This window comes from Variovorax sp. PDC80, from assembly GCF_900115375.1.
In the GTDB taxonomy this organism is placed as follows: Bacteria; Pseudomonadota; Gammaproteobacteria; order Burkholderiales; family Burkholderiaceae_C; genus Variovorax.
Genome location: NZ_FOWG01000010.1, coordinates 95,870 through 112,661, shown reverse-complemented (window position 1 = coordinate 112,661; position 16,792 = coordinate 95,870). Strand labels below are relative to the sequence as shown.

The following is a 16,792-nucleotide window of genomic DNA, read 5'->3' as shown; positions in this document are numbered from 1 at the left end:
CATCCCGCGAGCGCGCCGCCTCAGGCCATGTTGGGCTGCCCGTTCGAGGCCATGAGCCCGCCGTCCACCGGCAGCGCCACGCCCGAGACGAAGCTCGCGTCGTCGCTCGCCAGGAAGGCCACGACCGCCGCGATCTCCGAAGGCTCGGCCCCGCGCCCCAGCGGAATGCGCTCGCGGAATTTCGCCATTAGCTTGCGGTCGCCCTTCATGTCCTCCGTCATCGGCGTGAAGGTCAGGCTCGGGCAGACGGCGTTGACGCGCACGCCGTCCTTGCCGTGGTCGAGCGCGAGGGCCTTGGTGAAGTTGACGATCGCGCCCTTCGAGGCGTTGTAGAAGCCGAGCGCCCAATCGCCGCCGAGCCCCGAGACCGAGCCGGTGTTGACGATGCAGCCGCGGCTCGCGATCAGGTGCGGCATGGCCGCGCGGCAGCCGTGGAACACGCCGCCGACATTGGTCGCCATGGTCTTCGCCCAGCCGTCGAAGGGCGCCTCGGTCACGCTGCCCTCGACCGCGATGCCGGCGTTGTTGAACAGCACGTGCAGCGCGCCGAAGCGCTTGATGGTGGCGGCCACCAGGGCCTGCACCTGCTTGTAGTTCGACACGTCGGTGAGCTTGACCAGCGTGCGTTCGGGCGGCAGGTCGGCGGCGACGCGCTCGAGCTTGGCCTTGGTGTCGCCGGCGAGCACGACGCTGGCGCCCTCCTGCGAGAAACGGCGGGCCGTGGCCTCGCCGATGCCGGAACCGGCGCCCGTGACGATGACGACGCGATCGATGAAACGTTGCATGCTGCTGCTCCTGGACATTGAAGCGCCGCAGCTTGGGCAGCCGAAGCGGCGCGCGGTGTCGGTGCGCGGCGATTGCGTTGTCGGACGCGCGCCTGCGGGGCGGTGGCTGGCAAAGATCGCGCGGTGCCTGCTCAGGCGCGTTGCCGGCAGGCTGCGTGTCCCTCGGATTGCGGCCCGGGCATCATGCGCGCGACGAAATCGATGAACGCCCTGACCTTGGCCGGAACGTGCTCCCTGCCCGGGTAGTAGACATAGAGCGGGAAGGTCTCGTCGGGCCAGTCCGTCAGCACCGGCACCAGCGTGCCCGCGCGCAGGTGCGCTTCGATGCCGAGGTCGATCACCTGCGCGATGCCGTAGCCCGCGAGGCAGGCGCCGATCTTGGTGCCCGCATCGGTGACCGTCAGGCTGCCGCGCACGGCCACCTTCAGCTTCTCGTCGCCGCGCCAGAACTCCCAGTCGAAGAGCCGGCCGGTGGACGGGTCGATGGCATGGATGCATTCATGGCCGCCATCGACCAGGTCCTGCGGCGACACCGGCCGGCCGCGTTGCGCGAGGTAGGCGGGCGCGGCCACGGTCAGGATCCGCGGGCTGTAGAGCCTGCGGCAGACCAGCGTCGACACCGACGGCGCTCCGAACCGGATGGCGAGATCGAATCCGTCGCTCACCAGGTCCGGGAGATCGTTGCGCGTCTCCAGCTTCAGTTGAAGCGCGGGGTGGCGCTGGAGGAACTCGGCCAGCTCCGGCGCCAGCACGAGGCGGGCGAACACCGCATCGCAGGCCACGCGCAGCGTTCCGTCGACGACCGAGGTCTGCGCCGACGCGCCGACCGTTGCCTCCTCGATGCCCTGGAGCAAGGGCAGCACCTTCGCCAGCAACGCGTGCCCCGCATCCGTCACTTCGACCTGCCGGCTGGTGCGATGCACGAGCTTCGCGCGCAGCCGGTCTTCCAGCCGCTGGATGGCGCGGCTCACCGCGGGCTGTGTCCGGCCCAGGCGCGAGGCGGCACCACTGAAGCTCTTGCAGTCGGCGACCGCGGCCAGCACCAGCAGGCCGCCTACGAGTCCTCCATCGAGGTCTTCCATGATCCATGTGTTCCTGTAATGGCAGCAATGCCCGATTCGCGGTAGCGGGGAAGGGGAGGAGCTTTCACCATACGAAGCTTCCATCCCTTAAAGAGATTTCGCAATGACCCAGACCCAAGCCGTCGCCGCCCTGATCGACGACTATTTCCATCTCGCCTACGAGCCGAAGAGCCGCGACTTCCACCAGGTCTTCCATCCGAGCTGCCTCGTCCAGTGGCTTCAGGACGGCGAGTTGCAGACCCTGTCGTCGACCGACTATGCGGCGCTCATCCACGGGAGGCCGAGCCCCGGTTCGACGGATTCGCCGCGCGAGGAGGCGATCCTCTCGATGGCGCACATCTCGGACAGCCTCTCGACGGCCACCGTGAAGGTCCGGATCGGCCAGAAGCTCTTCAACGATCACTTCGTGATGCACGAGGTCGAGGGCCGCTGGTCGATCACGAACAAGTCGTCGTTCGTGGCGCGGACCTTCGACTGAGACGCGCAGCGGCATGCCTGCTCAGGCGCGCCGCGCCTCCGACCGATTGGCCCGGCGAATGACCTGCGGCGGCTGCCCATAGGCCCGCAGGAAGGCCCGGCGCATGCGGTCGGGATCGCCGAAGCCGGTGTCGCGCGCCACGGTCTCGATCGGCAGCAGCTGCGACTCGATCATCAGCCGTGCCGTCTCGGTGCGCAGCCGCTCGATCGCCTTGGCGGGCGTCTGGCCGGTCTCCTCCCTGAACACGCGGCCGAACTGGCGCGGGCTGAGGCTGGCGGCCTCGGCGAGCTCCTCGAGCGAGAGCTCGTTCGTCAGATGGCTCTTCGCATAGGTGAGTGCCTTCTGGATGCGGTCGGTGCGCGGGCGCAGCTCGAGCAGCGCGGAATGCTGCGACTGGCCGCCGGTGCGCCGGTGGTACACGACCATGCGCTTCGCCACCAGCTTGGCGACGTCGGCGCCGCAGTCCTCCTCGACGAGGGCCAGCCCGAGGTCGATGCAGGCGGTGGCGCCGGCCGAGGTCCAGACGCTGCCGTCCTGCACGAAGATGCTGTCCTCCTCGAGCAGCACCTCCGGGTGATGGCGCCGCATCTTGACCACGTGGGCCCAGTGCGTGGTCGCGCGCTTGCCGTCGAGCAGCCCGGCCTGCGCGAGGTTGAAGGCGCCGGTGCAGGCCGCGCCCATGCGCCGCGCGCGGCGCGCCGATTTGCGCAGGAAGCCCAGCATGGCGGGGGAGCCCTCGGTCACGACGGTATCGCCGACCACCAGCACGGTGTCGTAGCGCGCGTTGCCGAACGGCACCGTGCCGACCTCCACGCCGCACGAGGAGCGGACGGGCCCGCCGTGCTCGGACAGCAGGGTGTGGACATACAGCGGCTCGGCCAGCGACATGTTGGCGTACTCGAACACCGAGACCACCGCCAGGGTGAGCAGCTGAAAACCGGGATAGATCACCACGCCGACACGAATCATCCGACACCTCGTTGCACGATGCGCACAGGGCAAGCCCATGGCGCAAAAAGACGGAAACCTGACCTTAACGCCATCGAAGTTTAGACCGAAGATCCCTGCCTGTCACCCCGCGAGGGGCCCCACTTCAGGAGCACGCATTGACTTCCACCCACCTCGACCCGGCGAGAAACACGGTCGCGCATTTCCGCCAGCTTCACCGCGCCGCCACGCCGCTGGTGTTGCCCAATGCCTGGGACGCGGCCTCGGCCCGGCTGTTCGAGCACGCCGGTGCCGCGGCCATCGCCACCACCAGCGCGGGGCTCGCCTGGTCGCTGGGCCATGCGGACGGCCGGGCGCTGCCGGTCGACGAAGCCGTCGGTGCGGTCGCGAGGATCGCCAGGGTGCTCACGGTGCCGCTGTCGGTCGACATCGAGAACGGCTATTCGGACGACCCGAAGGCCGTCGTCGAGCTCGTGCAGCGGCTGCTCGACCTCGGCGTGATGGGCATCAACATCGAGGACGGACGGGACGCCCCGGCGATCCTGGCGGCCAAGATCGAGGCGATCCGGGCCTTCGTGCACCGGACGAACGCCGACCTGTTCGTGAACGCGCGCACCGACGTCGTCCTCGCCGGGCTCGCGGAGCCCTCGGAGCGCGTGGAAGAAACGATCCGGCGCGCGACGCTGTACTCGGCCGCGGGCGCCGACGGCCTGTTCGTGCCGGGCCTGCGCGAGCCGACGGAGATCGAGGACGTCGCCCTCGCCACGCGGCTGCCGCTGAACGTCATGGCCTGGGGCGGCCTGCCCGGTGCGGCCGCGCTCTACAAGCTCGGCGTGCGGCGCCTCAGCGCGGGGTCCGCGATCCCGCAGCTGGTGTGGGGGCAGGCCGAGCGCGCCGCCCGGGGCTTCCTCGAGACGGGCCACTCCGATCCGCTCTCGGCCGACGCGAAGCCGTTCGCCGAGGTGCAACGGCTCTTCGTTGCATCGCGCTGAAGGAAAAGCCATGGACAAGCGATTGCTGGTGCTGGCGCTCGGGATGTTCGCGCTCGGCACGGACACCTTCGTGATGGCCGGCATCCTGCCGCAACTGGCGCGCAGTTTCGACGTCGACATCGCAGTGGCCGGCCAGTTGACGACGCTCTATGCGATCGCCTATGCGCTGCTGGCGCCGACGATCGCCGCCGTCGCGGGCAACGTCCCGCGCAAGCAGCTGATGCTGGCGGGGCTCGGCATCTTCGTGCTCGCGAACCTCGCCACGGCGCTCGCGCCCAGCTTCGCGGTCGCGCTGGTGTCGCGCGTGTTCGCCGGACTGGGCGCGGCCATGTACTCCCCGACCGCGACCGGGACGGGCGCGAGCATCGTGGCGCCGAACCGCCGCGGCCAGGCGATCGCCGTGATCGTCGCGGGCCTGACGGCGGCCACGGCGCTGGGCTCGCCGATCGGCACCGTGCTCGGGGGGCTCGGCGACTGGCGCTGGACGATGTACTTCGTCTCGGCCGTGGGGCTGGCAGCGGGCCTGGGCATCCTGGTGCTGCTCAGGCAGGTGCCGCTGACGCCGCAGATCGGCCTCAGGGCGCGCCTGGCGCCGCTGAAGGATTCGCGCATCGGCTGGACTCTGCTGACCACCTACCTGGGCATGGCGGGCAACTTCCTGGTCTACGTCTACTTCTCGGTCGTGTTCGATCGCGTGCTGGTCAACGCGCTGGTGTTCGGTGCGCTGCTCGTGGTCTGGGGCGCCAGCGGAACGCTCACCAACATCGCACTGGCGCGCGTGCTCGACAGGACCAGTCCGACGAGGGTCATGTTCGTGGTGCTGGCGGCCCAGGCGGTGGACATGGCCTTCCTGCCCTGGACCAGCGCCTCGCTAGGGCCCGCCGTCGTGGCCGTCGCGATCTGGGGGGCGACAGGGTGGGGCATCCAGGGGCCGCAGCAGTATCGGCTGGTCAATATCGCGCCGCCCATCGCGCCGGTGCTGCTCGGCCTCAATACCGCGGCGACCTACCTCGGCGTGACGACGGCCGGCATTCTGGGCGCCGTGGGCATCCATCTGCTCGGCGCCCACTATCTGAGCCTGCTGAGCGTGGGCGTCTTCATGCTCGCGATCTTCACCTCGCACATGGCCGGCCGCCGGATCGCCGGGCACCGTGCCGAGGGGATTGCGAGCGCCGCGCTGCCGGCGCGCTCATGACGAGGGGCGCGTCGCCGAGGCCGCCGGCTGCTGCTTGTTGCGGGCCGATCGCGAGGCTTCGCTGCGCGCCAGCCACAGGCCGCTCGCGACGATCAGCGCGCCGCCGCCCAGGGTCCAGGCATCGGGCACGGCCTGCCAGAACAGCCAGTCGAGCAGGATGGCCCAGGCCAGCGCGCTGTACTCGAAGGGCGCGATGGCAGCGGCCTGGCCATGGCGGAAAGCCTCGGCGATCGCCAGTTGCCCGAGGAAGCCGCTGAGGGCCAGGCCCGCGAGCATCCATGCGTGCTCGGCGCGGATCGGCACCCATTGCGGCGCCGCCAGCAGGCTGCCGCCCAGGGCCATGCCGACGGTGGTCCAGAACACCAGCGCGGCGCTCGGCTCGGTGCGGCTGATGAGCCGGCCCAGCATGTTCGACAGCGCATAGCAGACCGCGGCCACCAGGATCGCGATGGCGCCCGCCGAGAGGAAGGCGCCCTGCTCGGGCCGCAGCGCGATCACCACGCCCGCGAAGCCCAGCCCGATGGCGATCCAGTGCCGCGCGTGGATCGACTCGCCGAGCATCGGCACGGCGATCAGCACCATCAGCAGCGGCGCGATGAAGGTGAGCGTGTAGGCCTCGGCCAGCCCCAGGGTCTTGAGGCCATGGACGAAGAGCACGAGCATCGCCATGTTCAGCACGGCGCGCAGCAGGTGCAGCCGCCAGCGCAACCGGCGGTTGAAGACGCCGGCCGCCTCGCGGCGCCAGGCGACGTAGAGGCAGACCAGGGGCAGGGCGGTGAGGCCGCGCAGCGCCATCACCTGCGCTGGTGGATAGTGCGCGGCCAGGGTCTTGAGCAGCGCGTCCATGCAGGCGAAGAAGGCGCAGGCCAGCAGCATCGCGGCGATGCCGCGCAGGGTTCCGGTCGATTGCATCGGGTGGGTTGTCTCGCGACGGGGCGAGGTCGTTGCCGCCGTCGGGCTTTTGCGGGATGTTTGGCGCATTCTGCCTGTGCGGCGAAATCCTACCCACGATTCCGACGGCTGCCCACGGGCCGCGCGGGGCGCATGCGTAGCCTCTTTTCTTTGTCGCAAAGGAAGCCCCGCATGGCCCACAAGAAAGTCGCCGACCTCGTCATCGAAACCCTGCAGAAGGCCGGCGCCAAACGTTGCTATGGGATCGTCGGCGACACGCTGAACCACGTGACCGACGCGATCCGCCGCAGCGAGATCGAATGGGTGCATGTGCGCCACGAGGAAGCGGCCGCCTTCGCCGCCGGCGCGGAGTCGTACCTGACGGGCGAGCTGAGCCTCTGCGCGGGCTCGTGCGGGCCGGGCGGGCTGCATTTCATCAACGGCGTCTTCGAGGCGAACCGCAACCGCGCACCGGTGGTGCTGATCGCGAGCCAGATCGTGACGGCCGAGCTCGGCATGGAGTTTCCGCAGGAGGTGGACTTCAAGTCGCTCTACGCGGGCTGCAGCGTCTTCTGCGAACAGGTGCAGTCGGCCGAACAGGCGCAGCGCGTGGTGGCGCTCGCGGCGCAGGCGGCGCTGTCGCGGCGCGGCGTGGCCGTCGTCATTTTGCCGAGCGACATCGCGCAGACCGATGTGAAGGAAGGCCTGGGCTTCTCGGTGCACCGCGCCGCACCGGTGATCCGGCCCAACGATGCCGAACTCGCGCAGCTGGCGGCCCTGCTCGGAAAGGGAAAGAAGATCGCGATCTATGCGGGCCATGGCTGCGAGGGCGCGCACGAGATGCTGCTGGCGCTCGGCCAGTGCCTGAAGGCGCCGATCGCCCACACCTCGCGCGCCAAGGATTTCGTGGAGTACGACAACCCCTTCAACATGGGCATGACCGGCATCTTCGGCGTGGAGTCGGGCTACCGCGCGCTGCAGGAGTGCGACACGCTGCTGCTGCTGGGCGCCGACTTCGCGTGGAGCCAGTTCTATCCGGCCAAGGCGACCATCCTGCAGATCGACGTCGACGGCAGCCATCTCGGGCGCCGCCATCCGGTGGCGCTGGGGCTGGTGGGCGACATCGCGCACACGGTCGAGGCGCTGATTCCCCTGCTCGAGGAGCGCGCCGACCGAAGCTTTCTCGACGACTGCCTGCGCCATCGCAAGGCTTCGCTGGAGACGCTGCGCCGCGACGAGCGGCCCGGCAAGGCGGGGCTGATCCATCCGCAGCACCTCACGCGCGTGATCGACGAACTGGCGGCCGACGATGCCGTCTTCACGGCCGATGGCGGCAGCCCGATGGTGTGGTCGCTGCGCCACCTGACGATGAACGGGCGCCGCCGCACGCTCGTGAGCCTGCTGCACGGGACCATGGCCAACGCCATGCCGCAGGCGCTGGGCGCGCAGAAAGCCTTCCCGGGCCGGCAGGTGATCTCGCTGTCGGGCGATGGCGGCATCGCGATGCTGCTGGGCGACCTGATGACGGCGGTGCAGGAGAAGCTGCCGATCAAGGTGGTGGTCTACAACAACGCGAGCCTGAACTTCGTGGAGCTCGAGCAGAAGGTCGAGGGGCTGCTCGACAACTACACCGACCTGCTGAACCCCGACTTCGCACGGCTGGCGGAAGTGATCGGCTTCTACGGGCAGAAGGTGGAGCGCGCCGAGCAGCTGCCCGATGCCGTGCGCGCCTTCCTCGCGCATCCCGGGCCGGCGCTGCTCGACGTGAAGGTCAACCGCACGGAGCTGGTGATGCCGCCGAAGGTGGAGTTCAGCCAGGTCGCGGGCACGATGCTGTATTCCGCCAAGGCGGTGCTCGGCGGGCGCTCGTCCGACGTGGTGGACCTGATCAAGGACAACTTCACCGAATGACGCCGGCCCTGTCCATGCTGCACGGCAACGTTCTTCTGTCCCATGGCGAGACGCTGCTGCGCCTGTTCGTCGCCGCCGCGCTCGGCAGCCTGGTCGGCCTGGAGCGCGAGCGCCTGCTGTGGGCCGCGGGCATCCGCACGCACATGCTGGTGAGCGTGGGCGCCTGCCTCTTCATGCTGGTGTCGGCCTATGGCTTCGCGGACAGCCTGCGCGGCGAGCACGTGGTGCTCGATCCGTCGCGCGCGGCCGCGCAGGTGGTGTCGGGCATCGGCTTCCTCGGTGCCGGCGCGATCCTCGCGCGCGGGGAGATCGTGCGCGGGCTCACGACCGCCGCGAGCATCTGGACCGTGGCCGCGATCGGGCTCGCGGTCGGCGGCGGGCTCTACTTTCCGGCCGCCGCCTCGACCGTGATCATCCTGGTGATCCTCGCGGGCATCAAGCCGCTGGAAGAGGCCTACCGCGCGCGCAGCCAGAGCTGCCGGCTGCGCGTGGTCGCGACGCACGGCGCGGTGAGCCCGGAGTCGCTGGAGCAGGGGCTCGACCTGCAGCCCGCGCGGCTGCGGCGCTTCCTGGTCGCGGTGCGACCGGGCGGTGAGCTCGACGACATCACGGTGCAGCTGGTGCGCGTGTCCTCGGCCGACATCGGCAATTTCGTGCGGCGGCTCGAGACGCTGGAAGGCGTGCAGTCGGTCGAGGTGGTGACGCGCGGCGGCGGGCACGGCGCCGAGGCCAGTTGAGGCAGTCGCGCGAACTCAAGCCGACGGTTGCGCGGCGAGTTCGTGGCTGCGTAGCGAGGGCTCGAGCGAGAGCGCACGCCTCGCCGCCTGCGCCCGCGCGGCATCGAGCTCGACCAGCAGGCTGACTTCTCCCGCCACGCTGGTCGCGATCGGCACGCCATCGCAATACAGCACGCGCGAGCCCGCGACCCGCGGCACCTTCGGACCGTTCACGATCGTGCCCAGCAGGTTGGCCGGATCGCTGGCCGCGAGCGCGATCAGCGCGCCGTCACCCGACTCGCGGCGCACGCGCCGCATCGAGGCCACCGCCTCGGGCAAGGCGAACTGCTCGCCCGACACGCCGGCGATGAAGCGACCGCCACGGATCTCGCCACGCGCCTCGAGCCGGCGGCACACGCGCACCAGCTCGCGCCAGGGCGGCAGCCACGCGGCTTCGCGCTCGAGCAGCCGCCAGCAGACGACGCCGTAGCGGCGCAGCAGCACGTGCACCACCTGTTCGATCGCCTCGGCGGAGCTGGCGGCCATCGCTTCGGCGGCGGCGGGCGGCCGCACCAGGGTCCAGCGCCCGGCGTCCTCGATGCTGAAGAGGGGCGCGCGTCGCCGGCGCCGCAGGTCGGCCGAGGCGCGCTTGGCGGCCGGCACCAGCAGGGCACGCAGGCCTGCGTAGCTGTCGCAGCGGGCACGGCCCTTGGCGACCAGTTCGGTCAGCGCCTCCTCGATCTCGACCGGCAGCAGCCGCGTGCCATGCGCGATCTCGTCGAAGAAGCAGGCGCCGTGCTGGGCCAGGTGCGTGGCGACGCGTGCAGCGCGCGAGCCCAGGTTGTCGTCGTCGGCGGGAGCCGGTGCGAGCGTGGTCCACAGCGCCGAACTGCGGCGCGGCAGCAGCACCACCGGCGTGGCGCGCAACGACAGGCTGCCCGCGCCCTTGCGCCCCTCGGTGGCCGTCGGCCGCAGCCGCGTCCACAGCACGCGCCCGGCGGTGCACAGGTCGTCGAGCCAGGCGCCCGCGTAGTCGCTCACGCGCGCGGGCAACAGCTCGGCCTCCCACAGCGGCGCGGGCGCTTCGTAGCCTTCGAGCTGCGAGAGGATGCCCGACAGCGCTTCCGGGCCGCTCGCGCGCGAGCCCGCGCCGATGTGCTGCCATTCGAAGAGGAAACGCACGAAGTCGCGCGGCTCGACCGGTTCGATCTCGCGGCGCAGGCGCCCGAGCGTGTAGCGGTGGATGCGTGCCAGCAGATGGCGCTCGCACCATTCGGGCTCGGTGCCGCCGAGCGTGAAGCGGCCCTGCAGCACGCTGCCTTCGGCCTGCAGCGCGAGCAGGGCGCCTTCGACGTCCGCGGCCGACAGGAAGAGCGGCGTGGCGAGCTGCGCGACCGTCACGGGGCCAAGCCCGCCCAGGCGCGAGCGCAGCAGTTCGCGCAGCGCGGTGTCGCGGTCGGCGGGTTGCTCGGCGTCGTCGGGCGCGGCGATGGCGGGCTGCATCGGCGCATCGGGTGACACGGCGCGCAGCAGCCCGAGCCGCTCGGCCGTCACCCACAGGCCGCGCGCGGCGCGCCCCTTGCCTTCGAAGAGCAGGCGCGTCGCGCGGCCGGCCTTGGCCAGTGCCGTCAGCCATTTCTTCCAGTCCGCCTGCCGGGCCACCTCGTCGTCGTTCAGGGCGCCGAGCATGCCGAGTGCCTCGTGCATCTCGTCGGCACTGCGCGGCTGCGGCCAGGCTTCCTCGCGCACGCTCGCGATGGCCTGGGCGTCGAGCTGGCCGACGTCGTCGGCGCTCTGCGGATCGGTGTAGCGCCGGTTCTGCACGGCCTGCGTGCGGCGCTCCTCCAGCGGCGCATCGTCGAGGAAGGCATAGGGCCGCGCGTTCAGGGCCTCGAGCGCGAGCGGCGAGGGCGCGGGCAGGTCGCGCGCCAGCACGCGCACCGCGCCGGCCTCCATGCGCCGCAGCAGCGCGAGCCAGCCGTCGGCGTCCATCGCGTCGTGCAGGCAGTCGTCGAGCGTCTGCGCGACCAGCGGATGCTCGGGGATCTCGCGCTCGCCGACGATGTTCTCCGCGCACGCGACCTGGTCGGGAAAGACGGCCGCGAGCAGGTCCTCGGAACGCATGCGCTGCAGCTGCGGCGCCACCTTGCGCCCGCCGGTGAAGCGCGGCAGCGCGAGCGCGGTGGTGGCGTTCCAGCGCCAGCGCACGCCGAATAGCGGCGCGTCTAGCAGCGCCTGCACCAGCACGTGCAGCGCCGAAGCCGAATGCAGGTAGCGCGCCACCTCGTCGAGCGGGAAGCTGTGGCTGGTCGAGAGCGACAGCACGATCGCGTCCTCGGTCGCCGCGGCCTGCAGCTCGAAGTTGAAGGTGCGGCAGAAGCGCTTGCGCAACGCCAGGCCCCAGGCGCGGTTGAGCCGGCTGCCGAAGGGCGAATGGATCACCAGCTGCATGCCGCCCGAGGCATCGAAGAAGCGCTCCATCACGAGCGTGTGCTGGGTCGGCAGATCGCCGAGCACGGCGCGCGCCTGCGCGAGATGCGCGACGATCTGGCGCGCTGCCTCCTCGTCGAGGCCGATGGCCTGCGTCAGCAACACCATCGCCGCGTCGTTGCCGCCCGATGCGAGCGCCTGCGACACCTCCTCGCGCAGCCGCGACACGCCGAACGACAGCTCGTCGCTGCGCCCCGGCGCCTCGCCGAGCCAGAACGGGATGTTGGGCGCCGCGCCCTGCGCGTCCTCCACCCGCACGCGGCCCGGCTCGATCTTGAGGATGCGGTAGCTGGTGTTGCCGAGCTGGAACACGTCGCCCGCGAGGCTCTCGACCGCGAAGTCCTCGTTGACGGTGCCGATCTTGTCGGCCTGTGGTTCCAGCACGACCGTGTAGTCGCCGGTCTCGGGGATGGTGCCGCCGGAGGTCAGCGCGGTCATGCGCGCGCCCTTGCGTTCGCGCAGCAGGTGGTGCACGGCGTCGCGGTGCACATAGCCCGCGCGCTGGCCCTGCCGCGTGGCGAAGCCTTCGGACACCATCCGCACCACCTCCATGAAGTGCGCATGCGACAGCTGCGCGTACGGCCAGGCGCGGCGCACGAGGTCGAACAGCTGGTCCTCGTTCCATTCGCGGCAGGCGGTCTCGGCCACGATCTGCTGCGCCAGCACGTCCAGCGGCGCCGGCAGCACGCGCAGCGCATCGAGCTCGCCGCGTCGGATGCAGTCGAGCAGGGCGGCGCATTCGACCAGCTCGTCGCGCGACTGCGCGAACAGCCGCGCCTTCGGCACGCCGCCCACCGCATGGCCCGAGCGTCCGGCGCGCTGCAGGAAGGTGGCGATGGCGCGCGGCGAGCCGAGCTGGCACACGAGGTCGACGTCGCCGATGTCCAGGCCCAGCTCGAGCGAGGCCGTGGCGACGAGCACCTTGAGCTCGCCGCGCTTCAAGCGCTGCTCGGCGGCCAGCCGCGTTTCCTTCGACAGGCTGCCGTGGTGCGCAGCCACCGCCTCCTTGCCGAGGATGTCGCCCAGGTGCCGCGCCGCGCGCTCGGCCATGCGGCGCGTGTTGACGAACACCAGCGTGGTCTTGTGCAGCCACACGAGCTCGGCCACGCGCGCATACACCTGCGTCCACTGGTCGCCCGACATCACGGCCTCGAGCGGCGTGGGCGGCAGCTCGAGCGCGAGGTCGCGCTGCTTGGCATAGCCGATGTCGACGATCTCGCAGTCGGCCGTGCCGTCGGCGCGCAGCGCGCCCGCGCCGACCAGGAAACGCGCCACCTCGTCGATGGGCTTCTGCGTGGCAGACAGGCCGATGCGCACCGGCCGCGCGCCGCCTTGCGCCGTGCAGAGCTCCTGCAGCCGCTCCAGCGACAGCGCCAGGTGGCTGCCGCGCTTGCTCGCGGCGATGGCATGGATCTCGTCGACGATCACGCTGCGCACCGTCGACAGCATCCGGCGGCCCGAGGCGGAGCCCAACAGCACGTAGAGCGACTCGGGCGTGGTCACCAGCACGTGCGGCGGCCGGCGCAGGCTCTGCTGGCGCTCGCGCTGCGGCGTGTCGCCGGTGCGCACGGCGGTGCGGATGTCGACCTCGGGCAGGCCCAGCGCCGCCAGTTCGGCGCGGATGCCCGCGAGCGGCGCATCGAGGTTCAGCCGGATGTCGTTGGACAGCGCCTTGAGCGGCGAGACGTAGACGACGGCGGTCTCGTCGGGCAGGCCGGCGGGATCGAGGCCGCGGCGCACCAGGTCGTCGAGCGCCGCGAGGAAGGCCGTGAGCGTCTTGCCCGAGCCGGTGGGCGCGGCCACCAGCGTGTCGCGCCCGGCACGGATCGCCGGCCACGCCTGGGCCTGGGCCGAGGTGGGGCCGGGGAAGGTTCGCGAGAACCAGCGGGCGACGGAGGGGTGAAACGAGTGCAGGTCCACGGGAAGTGCAGGCTACGACAACGATCGCGGGGGCGCAACGCGCGCGCCGTAGACCCTGCAGGTCGGGACGTTGCGGGGCAACTCAAGAGGGTTCGAACGCGGCCGGTTGCGATGCCTGGTGCGCTCTCGCGAAATTCCCGAGCGAGGAGGCGTCCTCACGAGGCCCCGTCGCGCACCATGTCGATCAGTGCACGCAAGGCACCGGAGACGTGGCGGTGTCCGGGATAGTAGAGACACAGGCCCGGATAGGCGGGACACCATTCATCCAGCACGCGTTCGAGCCTGCCGTCGCGCAACGCCTCCAGGGCGAGGTGATCGGGCACGAAGGCGATGCCGATGCCCTCGATCGCGGCATCGACCATCAGCGGCTGGTCGGTGAGGGTGATCGGCCCCTTGACGTCGATGCTCTCCTCGACGCCATGGCGGGCGAACTCCCAGCGATAGATGGCACCGCTCTCGAAACGGAACCGGATGCAGTCGTGCTGGTGCAGGTCCTGCGGCACGGCAGGCCGACCGCGCGCCGCCAGGTAGCTCGGCGAGGCCACGGCGGCAAAACGCACCGGCCCGCCCACGCGCACCGAAATCATGTCCTGCGGCACGGCTTCGAACAGGCGAATGCCCGCGTCGAAGCCATCGGCGACGACGTCGCCAAGCTTCCCGTCGCAGACGATGTCGAGATGGACCTTCGGATAGGTGCGCACGAAGCGCGCGAGCAGGGGCCGCAGCACCAGGCGAACCGCGCCTTCGCTGGAATTGATGCGTATCGTGCCGCTCGGGGTATGTTGAAACTCGTCGACCTCCTGCAAGGCCTGCGTGAGCGACGACAAGCTGGGCCGCAGCTTGACCGCCAGCCGCTCTCCGGCATCGGTCAAGGACATGCTGCGCGTGGTCCGGTTCAGCAGTCTCACGGCCAGGCGCTGCTCGAGCGTCTTGATGGAGTGGCTGACGGCCGATGCCGTGATGTCCAGCTCCCGGCCCGCGGCACGAAAGCTGCGATGCGTCGCGACCGAAAGAAAGACATTCAGGGCGAACAGATCGCAGCCCTTGAATTGATGAACGGGATTCATCGGAGCAACAAGCGTTGGTGGGATTGTCCGAATGGTATGGCCTTCCTAGACTGGCTCGCACAGTCACACGAAAGGAATTCGAACCATGTCCCAGAAGATCTTGATCACGGGTGCGAGCTCGGGCTTCGGCCGCGGCTCGGCCATCGAACTGGCCCGGCAAGGCCACCAGGTGGTGGCCGCCGCCGAAACCTGGCCGCAGGTCCGCGGCCTGCGCGCGGATGCCGCCGCCGCAGGGGTCGAGATGGAGGTGATCAAGCTCAACCTGCTCGACGGCATCGACATCGCGCACGCGGGTTCCTTCGATCCCGACGTGCTGGTGCTCAACGCCGGCGTCATGGAGGGCGGCTCGATCGCCGACATCCCGATGCAGCGCGTGCGCGAGTCGTTCGACATCAACGTCTTCGGCCATCTGCAGCTGGTGCAGGCCATCCTGCCCAGGATGGTGGCGCGCCGCTCGGGCAAGGTGGTGTGGACCTCGTCGATGGGCGGCATCCTGGTGGTGCCTTTCCTCGGCATCTACTGCGCGACCAAGCACGCGATCGAAGCCATTGCCGGATCGATGAAAGCGGAGCTCGCGCCCTTCGGCATCAAGGTCGCGACCGTCAACCCCGGCGTCTTCGGTACCGGCTTCAACGATACCGGGGCCGAGAGCTTCGTGCAGTGGTACGACGCCGACAAGGCGGTCGTGCCGATGCCCGACTTCAGCGGGAGCCTGCTCGATCAGGCCGATCCGCAGGAAATGATCGACGCGATGGTCGAGATCATTCCCGCCGACGAGCACCTCTACCGCACGATGCGTCCGCTGGCGACGATCGATGCCGCCAGGCAGTGGCAGGCGACGGAGTGGTCGCAGAATGCCTGACATCGCCATCGACCATGCCCACCGCGTGGTGGCCCGGGGCCGGCAGGCCGCACAAGAGGCCGGCGTGAACGCGGTGTTCGCGGTCCTCGACCGCGGCGCGAACCTGGTCACCTTTTCGCGCATGGACGATGCGTGGCTCGCCTCGAGCGAACTGGCCATGGCCAAGGCCCGCGCCTCCGTGATGTTCAGGATGCCGAGCGAAGCGCTGAATGCGCCGCTGCAGGTGGGGGTACCGGCGCCGCACTTCGACCACATCCACGCGGGCGGTCTGCTGCTGATGGGCGGCGGCTTGCCGCTGTTCGATGGCGACGGTGTGTTGATCGGTGCGCTGGGGGTGTCCGGCGGAACACCCGATCAGGATGCGGCACTCGCACGCGCGGCGGTGGCGTGATCGGCGCGGGAGGGCATGCAGGCGTCGATGCCCTCGCGCTCAGGCCTCGGGCGGCACCGCGCCATAGGCATCGGTGATCAGGTGCGCGAGCGCGCGCGAGGCTTCGTTCATGTTGCGCTTGCTGCGATGAACCAGGCCGATGTCCCGATGGAAGGTGTCTTCCTCGAGGTCGATGACGCGGACCGCCGCGGGCCAGCGGCGGTTGCGCATCGTCTGCGGAACCAGCGAGGCGCCCAGGCCGAGCGCGACCAGACGGATCAGCGCCTCTAATTCGTCGGCCTCGCAGACGTCCCTCACGGCAATATGTTCGCGCCGCAAAAAGCGGTCCACCTGCCGGCCGGCCAGCGATGCGCGGTCGTAGCGGATGAAGGGGATCGTCATGAGCAGTTCCCGCCAGCCGATGTCCGGCGCATCCCTCGGAACGATGAGCCGGAAAGGCTCCTGCGCCAGCGTGGTCCATCTCAGGTCGCTGTGCAGGGAGAAGGGCGGCCGGATGACGATCGCCATCTCGAGTTCGCCGGCATCGACGAGCTGGGCCAGGTCCATCGAGAGGCCCGGCACCAGCCGGGTCCGGACCTCCGGAAACTGCCGATGGAAGCGCGCGATCGCCTCGGGCAGCAGGTGCGATTGCGCCGAAGCGATCGAGCCGATGCTGAACCGGAACGAGGTCGGCGTTCCGAGCTTGCCGGCGCACAGGTCCGAATACATGCGGATGAGCTGCTCGGCCTGGCCGACCATCTGGTGCCCGCGATCGTTGAGGCGGGCGGTGCGGCCGGCGCGGTCGAAGAGGTCGTGGCCCACCTCGGCTTCGAGGCGCTGCATCTGGGCGCTGATGGCCGACTGGGTGAGTCCGATCTTGTCGCCGGCGGCCGAGAAGGTGCCCTCGCTCGCGACCGCCAGAAGGGTCTTCAGTTCTCGGATCATGGAAGCGATCTGCTGTTCTCGAGCGCCGGGGGCGAGGCCGGGCCTCTCGGCTTCATACAAAAATTATTTGTCTAAAACCGCAATATTAATTGATTTTTTTATTGCATCGGCATGCCTATCGTTCGGGCCTGTACAACCAA

General features: G+C 70.1%; 14 protein-coding genes. 7 read left to right on the top strand and 7 right to left on the bottom strand.

Going from position 1 to position 16,792, the window contains the following annotated elements:
- Positions 1 to 20: 20 nt before the first annotated feature.
- Positions 21 to 785, bottom strand: coding sequence for a meso-2,3-butanediol dehydrogenase (locus BM109_RS26755; RefSeq protein ID WP_093349551.1), 765 nt, complete (start codon positions 783 to 785; stop codon positions 21 to 23).
- Positions 786 to 916: 131 nt separating this feature from the next.
- Entirely contained in the window at positions 917 to 1,867 is a 951-nt protein-coding gene (locus BM109_RS26750; RefSeq protein ID WP_093349548.1) for a LysR family transcriptional regulator, read from the bottom strand.
- Between the two features lie 103 nt (positions 1,868 to 1,970).
- Between BM109_RS26750 and BM109_RS26745 the strand changes: the two genes are divergently transcribed.
- Positions 1,971 to 2,345: a nuclear transport factor 2 family protein gene (locus BM109_RS26745; protein WP_093349545.1), complete on the top strand. Its 375-nt coding sequence runs from the start codon at positions 1,971 to 1,973 to the stop codon at positions 2,343 to 2,345.
- A gap of 21 nt (positions 2,346 to 2,366) precedes the next feature.
- On the opposite strand, the gene BM109_RS26740 is transcribed toward BM109_RS26745, so the two are convergent.
- Complete coding sequence (locus tag BM109_RS26740) at positions 2,367 to 3,314, bottom strand: GlxA family transcriptional regulator (RefSeq protein ID WP_093349541.1); 948 nt, start codon at positions 3,312 to 3,314, stop codon at positions 2,367 to 2,369.
- A 137-nt stretch (positions 3,315 to 3,451) separates the two neighbouring features.
- Here BM109_RS26740 and BM109_RS26735 point away from each other — a divergent pair, with 137 nt between their 5' ends.
- Positions 3,452 to 4,285 (top strand): isocitrate lyase/PEP mutase family protein, encoded by an 834-nt coding sequence (locus BM109_RS26735; RefSeq protein WP_093349539.1) that lies wholly within the window; start codon positions 3,452 to 3,454, stop codon positions 4,283 to 4,285.
- A 10-nt stretch (positions 4,286 to 4,295) separates the two neighbouring features.
- A complete protein-coding gene (locus tag BM109_RS26730; RefSeq protein WP_093349536.1) occupies positions 4,296 to 5,480 on the top strand; it encodes an MFS transporter in 1,185 nt (394 codons plus the stop codon).
- On the opposite strand, the gene BM109_RS26725 is transcribed toward BM109_RS26730, so the two are convergent.
- A complete protein-coding gene (locus BM109_RS26725; protein ID WP_093349534.1) occupies positions 5,475 to 6,392 on the bottom strand; it encodes a DMT family transporter in 918 nt (305 codons plus the stop codon). The two genes, BM109_RS26730 and BM109_RS26725, sit on opposite strands and share 6 nt — an antisense overlap.
- A gap of 171 nt (positions 6,393 to 6,563) precedes the next feature.
- Here BM109_RS26725 and BM109_RS26720 point away from each other — a divergent pair, with 171 nt between their 5' ends.
- Both BM109_RS26720 and BM109_RS26715 read left to right on the top strand, forming a co-directional pair.
- A complete protein-coding gene (locus BM109_RS26720) occupies positions 6,564 to 8,282 on the top strand; it encodes a thiamine pyrophosphate-dependent enzyme (RefSeq protein ID WP_093349531.1) in 1,719 nt (572 codons plus the stop codon).
- Between the two features lie 14 nt (positions 8,283 to 8,296).
- The gene (locus tag BM109_RS26715; RefSeq protein WP_371268843.1) at positions 8,297 to 9,019 is read left to right on the top strand and encodes an MgtC/SapB family protein; all 723 of its coding nucleotides are present in this window, start codon (positions 8,297 to 8,299) and stop codon (positions 9,017 to 9,019) included.
- A 15-nt stretch (positions 9,020 to 9,034) separates the two neighbouring features.
- Here the strand turns inward: BM109_RS26715 and BM109_RS26710 are convergent, their stop codons facing one another.
- Both BM109_RS26710 and BM109_RS26705 read right to left on the bottom strand, forming a co-directional pair.
- Positions 9,035 to 13,408, bottom strand: coding sequence for a DEAD/DEAH box helicase (locus BM109_RS26710; protein WP_093349526.1), 4,374 nt, complete (start codon positions 13,406 to 13,408; stop codon positions 9,035 to 9,037).
- Positions 13,409 to 13,563: 155 nt separating this feature from the next.
- Positions 13,564 to 14,475: a LysR family transcriptional regulator gene (locus BM109_RS26705; RefSeq protein WP_093349524.1), complete on the bottom strand. Its 912-nt coding sequence runs from the start codon at positions 14,473 to 14,475 to the stop codon at positions 13,564 to 13,566.
- A gap of 85 nt (positions 14,476 to 14,560) precedes the next feature.
- Here BM109_RS26705 and BM109_RS26700 point away from each other — a divergent pair, with 85 nt between their 5' ends.
- The gene (locus BM109_RS26700) at positions 14,561 to 15,337 is read left to right on the top strand and encodes an SDR family oxidoreductase (protein ID WP_093349521.1); all 777 of its coding nucleotides are present in this window, start codon (positions 14,561 to 14,563) and stop codon (positions 15,335 to 15,337) included.
- Positions 15,330 to 15,728: a GlcG/HbpS family heme-binding protein gene (locus BM109_RS26695; protein ID WP_093349518.1), complete on the top strand. Its 399-nt coding sequence runs from the start codon at positions 15,330 to 15,332 to the stop codon at positions 15,726 to 15,728. Before BM109_RS26700 ends, BM109_RS26695 begins: the two co-directional genes overlap by 8 nt.
- A gap of 39 nt (positions 15,729 to 15,767) precedes the next feature.
- Here BM109_RS26695 and BM109_RS26690 read toward each other — a convergent pair whose 3' ends face one another.
- Positions 15,768 to 16,652 (bottom strand): LysR family transcriptional regulator, encoded by an 885-nt coding sequence (locus tag BM109_RS26690; protein WP_093349516.1) that lies wholly within the window; start codon positions 16,650 to 16,652, stop codon positions 15,768 to 15,770.
- Between the last annotated feature and the right edge of the window lie 140 nt (positions 16,653 to 16,792).